Annotated in this window: 8 protein-coding genes; 4 read left to right on the top strand and 4 right to left on the bottom strand. The window is 69.1% G+C overall.

The features are described 5' to 3' along the window. The 3 genes from G6O54_RS35855 to queG all read left to right on the top strand — a co-directional run. Positions 1-744 (top strand): hypothetical protein (locus G6O54_RS35855; protein ID WP_205679158.1); only part of this gene is annotated, 744 nt, incomplete at its 5' end. Between the two features lie 129 nt (positions 745-873). After that, positions 874-1,797 (top strand): methylenetetrahydrofolate reductase [NAD(P)H], encoded by a 924-nt coding sequence (gene metF / locus G6O54_RS35850; RefSeq protein WP_165235482.1) that lies wholly within the window; start codon positions 874-876, stop codon positions 1,795-1,797. 154 nt (positions 1,798-1,951) lie between these two features. Further along, on the top strand, positions 1,952-3,142 hold the full coding sequence (gene queG / locus G6O54_RS35845; protein WP_250847242.1) for a tRNA epoxyqueuosine(34) reductase QueG: 1,191 nt from the start codon (positions 1,952-1,954) through the stop codon (positions 3,140-3,142). Between the two features lie 17 nt (positions 3,143-3,159). Here queG and G6O54_RS35840 read toward each other — a convergent pair whose 3' ends face one another. The 4 genes from G6O54_RS35840 to G6O54_RS35825 all read right to left on the bottom strand — a co-directional run bounded on the left by G6O54_RS35840 (position 3,160) and on the right by G6O54_RS35825 (position 9,023). After that, entirely contained in the window at positions 3,160-4,161 is a 1,002-nt protein-coding gene (locus tag G6O54_RS35840) for an Ig-like domain-containing protein (RefSeq protein WP_165235476.1), read from the bottom strand. 183 nt (positions 4,162-4,344) lie between these two features. Next, positions 4,345-5,721 carry a glycosyltransferase family 87 protein gene (locus tag G6O54_RS35835; protein ID WP_250847241.1) on the bottom strand — a complete coding sequence of 459 codons (1,377 nt, stop codon included), beginning with the start codon at positions 5,719-5,721 and terminating at the stop codon, positions 4,345-4,347. Positions 5,722-5,790: 69 nt separating this feature from the next. After that, a complete protein-coding gene (locus G6O54_RS35830) occupies positions 5,791-7,905 on the bottom strand; it encodes a hypothetical protein (RefSeq protein WP_165235470.1) in 2,115 nt (704 codons plus the stop codon). Between the two features lie 11 nt (positions 7,906-7,916). After that, positions 7,917-9,023 (bottom strand): PLP-dependent cysteine synthase family protein, encoded by a 1,107-nt coding sequence (locus G6O54_RS35825; protein ID WP_250847240.1) that lies wholly within the window; start codon positions 9,021-9,023, stop codon positions 7,917-7,919. Between the two features lie 436 nt (positions 9,024-9,459). On the opposite strand from G6O54_RS35825, the gene G6O54_RS37570 reads away from it, so the two are divergent. Then, positions 9,460-9,789: hypothetical protein (locus G6O54_RS37570; RefSeq protein ID WP_205679157.1), on the top strand; the 330-nt coding region annotated here is incomplete at its 3' end.

The following is a 9,789-nucleotide window of genomic DNA, read 5'->3' as shown; positions in this document are numbered from 1 at the left end:
CTAGTCCTGCTCACTCGCCGGCTGGTCGCTCGGCGCAAAGCTCGGCCATTTCTCTTCGGTTTTGGGGTGGCCGGAGGGCTGGTGCTGGAGGTCGTCCTGTTCGTCGTCATCTACCTCGACAGGTACGTGAACGTGTCCTATGAGCCGTGGGCCGTGAATGCCCTCGACGACCTGTGGCGCGGATGCTTCATGACGACCGGGGAATTCACCTTCAATCACCTGGACGGGCTCCGCACCGGGTATCGGGTCCTGGCCCTGTCAGGGCCCCCGCTGCTGGCAGCCCTCCTCGGCGGAGTCCTCGCGGAGTGCGTCGGCCTGACGATCGTCCGGGAAGCATCGCCAGGCGATCGCCGTTTCGCGTTCCCCGCCCGATGGGTGGCGGCCCTGGCCGGCATCCTCGTCATGCTCGGCTGCATCGGCTGGTGGTCGGCCGCCGTATGCCATCGCTGGCTCACTTACCGCGAGATCCTGGCCGCCGCGATCTCGTCGGAGCGGTACTATCGAGAGTCGCACGCGATACTCCTCGATCAACCGCAGATGATGGAGAAGTCCTGGCATTTCTCCAACCTCGCGGAGAAGGAGATGCAGTTTGCGAGAGTCCGACAACAGGCCGTAGAGGCCCTTCGCCTGGCCGAGAAATTCGCCGCCTGGGAGCAGATCTACGAGCCGGCCACCCATCGACCATGGCTCCCCATCCCGCCCAATCCACCGCTCGATCCTTCCGAGTTGGACAGGGCGCGATAGCTCGCTCCTCGGTGTCTCACGCAGGCAACGCCATTCCGGGATGGGTTCCCCCGTCCGGCCGGCTTGAGTTATCCTGTGGCAGAGCCTCTCGGTGCTTTTCCCTGCGGCTGCCCTCCCGGGACGACCCCCATGCACGTACACGACATCTTCGCGGCCCATCCCACCACGTTCAGCTTCGAGTTCTTCCCGCCCAAGACGGACAAGGCCTCGGACGACCTGTTCGAGACGATCGCCGACCTCCAGGGGCTGAAGCCCTCGTTCGTCTCGGTGACCTATGGCGCCGGGGGCTCGACGCGGGAGCGGACGCACGACCTGATCGTGCGGATCCAGCGCGAGACGGACCTGACGGCGGTCTCCCATCTGACGTGCGTCTGCCATTCGCGGGAAGAGCTCGCCGCGATCCTCGATCGGTACGCGGCCTCGGGCATCGAGAACATCCTGGCCCTGGGCGGCGATCCGCCGCGGAACCTGGCGAATTACGACCGTGCCAACGACGCCTTCCGCTTCGCCTCGCAGCTCGTCGAGTTCGTCCGCGGCCACGGCGGCAGCCGCGACCCGCGGGGCTTCGGCATCGGCGTGGCCGGGTTTCCCGAGGGGCACCCCGGCACCCCCAACCGACTCCACGAGATGGACAACTTGAAGAAGAAAGTCGATGCCGGTGCGGATTACATCTGCACCCAGCTCTTCTTCCGGAACGACGACTTCTACGACTTCCGGGACCGCTGCGACCTCGCCGGCATCAAGGTCCCCATCCTCGCCGGGATCATGCCCGTCACGTCCCGGGAGACGCTCACCCGGATCGCCGAGCTCGCCCTGGGCGCGCGGATCCCCGCGAAGCTGCTCCGGGCCGTCGCCCGCTGCGGGGACGGCGACAACGCCGCCGTCGCGAAGGTGGGCACCCACTGGGCCACCGAACAGTGCCGCGACCTGCTGGACAACCACGTCCGCGGACTCCACTTCTACACCCTGAACCGATCCGACGCGACCCGCCACATCTACGAGAACCTCGGCGCCAAGGACTCTCGGTCGCTCGTCTCGCAGGGCCAGAGATGAAGGCCCGAGAGTATCAGCCCTTGATGCACGCCGATTCACGCCTGGAATGTGGGGGCCGATCCGGGAAGATCCTGGAATGAGAGTCGATCGACGGGCGACAAACTCGGCGCCCACCAATCAACCTCCCGTTCTCCTGTCTCATCCGTGTGAATCTGTGGCTGACACTTCTCCCGATGGGCTGGGCGTCCGGCTCAAGGCCGAGGCCCGGCGGCTGGGGTTCGACGGCGTGGGGATCGCGGCGGCGGTCGGGGCGCCCGGGTATGGGCATTTCCTCGACTGGCTGGACGCGGGCCGGCACGCGGGGATGCTCTACATGGAGCGTCATGCCGGGGCCCGCCGACATCCCGAGGGGGTGCTGGACGGGGTCCGGACCGTGGTGATGCTGAGCGTCGTCTACGGTCGGCCCGGCGCGGACGCGGCGGCGTGCGACGACCCGGCCCGAGGCAAGATCGCGCGGTATGCCCGAGGGCCGGACTACCATCGCGTCCTGTGGGACAAGCTCGATGCCCTGCTCGCCTGGCTGGAGGAGGCGTGCCCGGGGATCCGCGGGCGGGGCGTGGTGGACACGGCGCCGCTGCTCGAGCGGGACTTCGCCCGCCTGGCGGGGCTCGGCTGGATCGGCAAGAACACGATGCTCATCGACCGACGGCTCGGCAGCTTCACGTTCCTGGGCGCGCTGCTCGTGGACGCGGAGATTGCCCCGGATCCGCCGCACGCGACGAGCCATTGCGGCACCTGCACGCGATGCCTGGACGCCTGCCCGACGGATGCCTTCGCCGGGCCCTATCAGCTCGACGCCTCGCGATGCATCAGCTACTGGACCATCGAACACGCCGGGCCGGTCCCCGGGCCGATCGCGGAGCAGCTCGACGGCTGGGTCTTCGGCTGCGACGTCTGCCAGGACGTCTGCCCGTGGAACCGCAAGGCCCCGGCCGGGCGGATGCCCGAGCTCGACGCCATCCCGGACCGGGAGGGGGGGGACGGTTCCTCGGCCGACCTGCTGGCCTGGCTGGACCGCGATGAGGCGGCCTGGCGTGAGGCCCTGCGCGGCTCGGCGAGGAAGCGTGCCAGGCGGCGAGGGTTGGTGCGAAACGCCGCGCTCGTCCTGGGCGCGCGACGGGTCGCCGCGGCCGTCCCCGGCCTGGGGCGGCGGCTCGGCGACGAGTCCGAGGATCCGGGAGTCCGGATCGCCGCGGCCTGGGCGCTCGGCGCGATCGGAGGGGAGGTCGCGTGCGCGCTCCTGAGGCGGAATCGGCTCGCGGGGCCGCCGGCCGTCCGCGAGGCCGTGGCCGCCGCGGAGGGCCTGATCCCGCCGCCCGCCTCGTCGACGACGGGCGGCGGGTGAAGGCCCGGATCGCTCGATCAGGTGGTCTTGGTCGCCAGATCCGAGGGCGTGTTCACGACCTTCGGCGGGTTGGCGCTCCAGGTCACCGGCGAGATCTGGCCGCTGATCGACTGGCCGAACGAGTCCATCGTGGTCACCTGGAACGTGTTCGACCCGTCGCCCAGGGGCACGGTGATGTTGTAGTTTCCGGAGGAATCCGCCACCCCGGACGCCCCGGCCGAGTTCTTGTTGATCTCGGAGAAGGTCACGCTCGCCCCGGGGCTCACGGTCCCCGTGAAGACGACGTTGCGCTGGCTGGTGATCCGGTCCTGCAGGTCCGAATCGCTGGTCTGGGCGAGGTTCACGTCGACCACCGGGCTGATGGTGGTCTTGGCGCCGAGGTTCCTGGAGGCGATCGCCACGTCGGACATGGTGATCTTGCCGTCGCGGTTGCTGTCGGCGTCGAAGGTGTACTTCGAGCCGCTCGAGCTCTGGCCGAGCTCCGAGACGATCGTCTGGAGGCCCGTGGTCGTGACCTCGCCGCTGCCCGTGGTGTCGCCGGGCAGGTAGAAGCCGGTCAGGAAGTTGCCGGTCGTCTTGCTGGCGCCCTCGACCTGGAGCGTGTAGACGCCCGCGGCCTGCCCCGCCTTGGGGACCGGCAGCGTGACCAGCGTGGCCGAGCTCACCGCCGAGGCCAGCTTCTTGGACTTCACCAGCGTCTTCGAGTAGATCGCGTGCTGAGCCATGATCGTCTGGCCCGACGGCGTCTTGACCGAGACGATGTAGGGCCGAAACGCCGACGACGAGTCGGACGAGGCGACGTCGATGCCGAGGATGATCTTCCCCTTCCGCGGCGCCGTGAACCGGCTGGGATCGATCTTGAACTGGATGCTCGTGATCTCGCCGGCCTTGGAGACGGTGCCCGGGATGATCGCGAACGTGTTCCCCATCCCGGCGCTGAGGAGCTGGCGATCGTCCAGCCGTTCGAGCGCGAATTCCTGGGCCCGCTTGGTACGCGGGGCCGTTCCTGACGGTTCCATGTGGCCCTCCTTGGCCATCGGCCGGACGTGTAAAGGGCTCCGCGGCTTCGGCCCGCGTAACCCTGCCCCAGTACGAAATGAAAGTGACTTGATGTCGCGAAACGAAACGAGTCAAGACATGATGTGGCGTAATGCGATGCGGTCCTCGACGGCTCGGGGCGCGTCCGCCCCGCCCCGCCGCGCTCAGGTCCCCTGATACCGGTCCGCCGTGTCCTTCCGGATGGCGACGTGCGGCGCCGGCGGAGACTGCCGGTCGTCGCCCATCCCATCCGCGGCCGCCGGCACGCCGCCCGAGGCGGCCCGGATCCGCCAGGCGACGCCCGCATAGAGGGCCACCGCGGCCCACAGGAACATGCCGTAGCCCTGGGCGATCTCGTGGCCACGCCCCTTCGCGAAGAAGCCCCCGACCTCGCTGGAGGTCGTCGCCATCAGCAGGCACGACAGCGCCAGCACGAGGCCCATGACGACCCTCGGCCCGGGCCGCCTCGACGGGGCGTACAGCTCCGCGACGAGGTACGTGTAGGGCAGCAGCAGGGTGACGAAGTGGTGCTTCCAGCTCCGCTCCGACACGAAGAGCATCGTCAGGACGACCAGCGAGAACTCGGCCAGGAAGCGCGGGTCGCGGCGATTCGCCGTGCTCGTCCGGCAGAAGAAGCCGAGCAGCCCCAGCAGGCAGACCGCCACGCCCTTCACCAGATAGCCCACGACCTGCGGCGGCCACGAGGCGAGGTTCACGTCCAGATGGAGGTCGTATCGGTTCGTCCCCGGCGGGATCTCCGTCAGCAACCGCGTCAGGACCCCGGGGATCGACTGGTTCACCTCCTGCGGGCTGGACGCACCTTCCACCAGGAACGGCGTCAGCATCCGATGCCACCACATGGTGAAGCATTCGTAGTTGAACCGAGGGCCGACGATCAGGCTCGGCACGACGACCAGGAACAGCAGCAGTCCCAGGAATGTGGAGCCGACCGTCTTCCATGATCTCTTATACGCAAAGTAGGGCAGGAAGAGCGCAGGCGTCACCTTGTAAGAGATCGCCAGCCCCAGCAGCAGGCCCGCCAGGACGTCGTGCCCCGTCCGCCACGCCTCGAACATCGTCACGATCAGGAAGAGGATCAGCAGGTTGATGTTGCCGTGGTGCAGGTCTCCCAGGATCGGCCGCAGGCTGAGCAGCAGCACCATGCTCTGGAAGAAGACCGGATACGGCTTGCCCGCCGGCTTGACGACGCGGAAGCAGAGGACCATGGCGACCGTTGTCAGCGCGATCTTGATCGCGAACCACGTCATCGCCGCGGCGGCCGCCGGCAGGGCCATCAGGGGCCCGACGGTGATCGGCAGGATCGGCGGGTTGGGGAAGAACGTCTTGTCATAGATGTTCTCGCCCTGCCAGAACCGGAGGACCTGGGGACGCCATCGCACGAACGCGCTGCGGTCGTCCGCCGCCTTGGGATAGTAGAAGGCGGCGGCCAGCAGGACGATCCCCGCCCAGATGAGCCAGAAGACATAGGGCGAGAACCGACGGAGCACGTCACGTCGCGGTGCGGAGCCGATCTCTAGCACGGCATACTCCCTCCCTGGAGAAAGCCACGCAGGACGCGATTTGATCTTCATCCGTGCGCCGCCGCGATCTCAGGGCCCCGAGCCCGACCCCGATCCATCCGCCCGTGTCCCGAAAGGCGCGGCCATCTCCAGGACGACATCCTGAACGCCCCGAGGGGGCCGCAGCGCGATGAACGGGACGGGGTCGCCCTCCTCGGGCCGAAGCTCGATCGGCACCGCGGGGGTCGCCCGTAGACTCGGGACGTGGTGATACCGCAGGACCACCGATCCGTCAACCCCGGGCCTCATGCCGCTGACGACAAGCCTCCCGGCCTCCGCCCGGACCGTCGCGGCCCCCTCGATCGCGAAGCCGCCGAAGCCCTCGATCCGCCCGAACAGCAGCGAGCCGTCGTCGTCCACGACCTTCACCAGGTCGGGATTGGCCTTGCAGAACCGGCGGGCGTGGGGGCTCCAGCAGAGGATCGCGGACGGGCGATAGATCCGCGCGTATTTCACGAAGAATTCCCGATCCCAGTCCTCCCGTTCGAACAGCTTCCCCTCGCCGAACTGGGTGAAATTCGTCGTCAAGGATGCATGAAGGTACGGGCCGCCGAGGCACTCGACCCCCGTCCGCTCCGGGATCAGGCCGCTGAACCGGCCGCCGCGGAACGGGTCGGGAATCCCCGGCAGGTCCTTGCCCCCTTCCTCATAGAGGAGCCGCTCGCCGGGCTTCAGGTCGGCGGCCTTGATCCGATCCATCACCCAGAGCAGCCGGCTCGACGGCCGGCTCGAGAGGAACGGCTCCGGGGCCAGAACCCGCGCCCGGACCGAGCCGGCCAGCTCCGGCCCGAGCATCCGGACCAGCACCAGCGCCGCCGCCGCCGTCGCCAGGAGATCCAACCTGGGCCGCAACGACGACTCCGCCAGCCGCCTCAGGATCGCGTCGCCGGCCGCCCCCGCGGCGATCGCCAGCGCCGCATAGAAGGCATAGGTCTGCCGACCCGGCTGGAGGAAGTCCAGCGCCTTCGTGAACGCCGCGAGATACCCCCAGAAGAAGCCCCCCACCGCGAAGCCCGCCAGCGAGAGCCCGAGGATCCGCGACCGCGACAGGAGCACGACCAGCCCGATCAGCCCGGCGGCGATCAGGATGGTCTCCGCCTCCGCCTCCGCCAGGAAGATCTTCAGCAGCCGGCCCGCCAGCGACTCGTCCGAGTGGGCGAAGGCGAAGTCGCTGATCCCCTTCGTCGATCCCAGCCAGAGCCCTGGCAGCCACCAGAACGCATTGGCCGCCAGCACGGCCGGGACCAGCAGCCAGGCGCCGACGTGCCGCGTCCAGGCGAGCCCGCGCGGTGGGTCCGGATCCACACCCTCGACGGGCCGACGGCGCCGAGCCTCGGTCGAGAAGAGCGCCCCCAGATAGCAGAGGCCCGCCGCCGGCCCCAGGACCATGGGCACCGTCAGGTGGGCGATCCAGGCCGCGATCGCCCCCGCCGCCGCCAGCAGCCAGCGGAGGATCCCACCGTCCCTCAGGTAATCCGCGAAGAACCCGGCCGCTACCAGGGCCAGCGGAATCGAGACCAGGTAGGGGACCATGCCGAACGCGGCGTAGTTGATCGGGAAGTCCGTCCAGAGGTAGAGGAGGAAGAAGATCGTCGCGATCGCGATCCCCCGCGGGCTGAGCCTCCAGACCGCCGCCGCCAGCGAGACCAGCCACGGCAGGGCCGCCACCGCCACCAGGACGTACATCTTGTAGGCGAACTCGGGCCGCGCGCCGCCGAACGCCCAGATCACCAGGTCCGGGAGCGTGGACGACGACGGGAAGACCACGCTCTTGGCATAGCCCGCCATGAAGAACGGGTCGTAGCCCGCGGTCATCCCCGTCGCCGACAGCATCGGCCGGTTCACCATCGCGGTGTGGAAGTAGATCGGGTGGTCGTCCCGCCAGATCGGCCAGCCGTTATTCAGCCCGTCCAGCCCGCCGAGCCCCAGCCAGATCGCCGCGACGTGGAGCGTGGAGACCAGCGAGGTCAGCATGATCCAGAAGGCCGGCGACGACGACGAGGGCCGCCCGCCCTCCTCGCGAAGCCGCGGACTGCGGCCCCGGTCCCTGTCCCGGCCGCGATCGATCGCGACGTCGACCGCCTGCCGCGCCTTGTCCCTTCCCGCCTCGTCGTCCGCGAAGGGAATCGTGTCCAGATCCGCCATGGGTGCCCGGCTCAGGGATAGAGGTCGGTGCTGAGGTACTTCAGGCCGCTGTCGCAGACGATGACGGCGACGGTCCGCCCGCGCTCCGGGCCTTGCAGCAGTCGCAGGGCCACCGCCAGGTTCGCCCCGGTGGAGATCCCCGCGAAGATCCCCTCCTCCACCGCCAGCGCGCGGGTCAGCTCGGCGGACTCGTCGTCCTCGACCTGGGCGTAATCGGTGACAAGCGACCGGTCCAGCAGCGGCAGGTCGCGGGCATAGCCGGCCCCCTGGATCTTGTGCCGGGGGTCGTCCACGCAGACGCCCGCCAGCACCGCCGCGCGGGCCGGCTCGATCAGGTAGCCCCGGACCGACGGATTGACCCGGCGGAGATACCGCATCACGCCGGTGTAGGTCCCGCACGTGCCGGCGATCATCGTGAAGGCGTCGATCGTGCCCCCGGACTGCTCCCAGATCTCCGGGCCCGTCGACTCCTCGTGGGCCCGGCAATTGTCCTCGCATTCGAACTGGAAGGCGCGAAAGGCGCCGCGGTCGGCGACGATCCGGCGGGCCGTCTCCTCCACCAGCGCCATGTCGCAGCGGGTGACCTCGCCCACCACCGCGTCCGGCCCCTGGTCGACCAGGATGACCTCGGCCCCGAGGGCCGCCATCTGTCGGGCCCGCTCGATCGTGTTCCCCTTCGACATGATCGCCACGAAGGGATGCCCGAGCGCCGCGCAGACGATCGCCAGGCCGGTCCCCGTGTTGCCGCTGGTGACCTCGACCACGGCCTGGCCCTCGCGGAGCCGGCCGTCGGCACGCGCCCGGCGGACGATCTCCAGGGCCACCCGGTCCTTCTTGCTGGATCCCGGGTTGAGATACTCGAGCTTGGCGAGGATCCGCCCCTCGAGCCCGCGGTTCCGGACGAGCTGCCTGAGGTCGACCAGCGGCGTGCCGCCGATCGCCTCCAGGATCGACGACGCCAGCGGCGGCGGCCGACGTTCCGTCCGGACTGAACTTTCGTCCCTGGTTGGATGATCTTCCTCCGCCACGCCCGCCACCGCCTGCTGCAAATTCATCTCGAGCACCCGCCTTGATCTGTAGGCCCCGGGATGTCCGGGCCCGCTTCGGAGCGATGCCATCGTAGCAATTCCCGGCCGCCCCACGCCAGGACGTCCGCGGCGGTGGACCTCCCTCTCCCGCCGGCCGAGTCGGGACCATGACGGATCTCTCCCGCTCCGGCTCGGCCGATGAGCTCCGGGGCGACCCGGCGCCACCCGACGCTCCCGACCCGCCCGCGTCAAGCGATTGGGTCCGATCGTCGCGCGACCCCGGATTGTCGCCAACGGCTGGGCTTCGGGATCCCGAGAGATTGACAGATGGCACTGGGTGGCCGTGGTGGAACACCACGGAAGGCAGGCCGAGTGATGGCACAGGCTCTTCACCAGGGCCAGGGCGGTCCCGTGGTGTTCCACCACGGCCACCCGACGCTCCCGACCCGCCCGCGTCAGGCAATTGGGTCCGATCGTCGCGAGACGCGTCCCGGTCAATTTCCGTAACCACTGACTCAAAAGCGACTTGAATCACATCAGACGATGGTTCGTCAACCGTATTTTCCGCCCCTCGCGGGCTAATCGGGCTCTCCGGATTGGCCAGGTTCGGCACCGACGAATCGCCCCCCGCCGACGGCTCAGGGGCCGGCGATTCGCCGACCGCATCCCTCCCCTTGCGGAGCCGGCAGAGCTCGTCAAGGACCTCCATCAGCTCCCGGCTCATCGCCGCGACCTCGCGCCTCGACCCTTCGAGCTCGGCCTCCGCGAGGAACGCCGCGTCGTCGTCGCGACCGGCCGCATCCGCATCACCGTCCAGCGCCTCGATCCGCCCGAGCTCGTCGTCGATGACCCGCAG

Origin of the sequence: Aquisphaera insulae (genome assembly GCF_011064615.1) — a bacterium.
Classification (GTDB): domain Bacteria; phylum Planctomycetota; class Planctomycetia; order Isosphaerales; family Isosphaeraceae; genus Aquisphaera; species Aquisphaera insulae.
The sequence above is the reverse complement of the archived record's forward strand: the minus strand, read 5'-3'. Positions and strand labels throughout refer to the sequence as shown.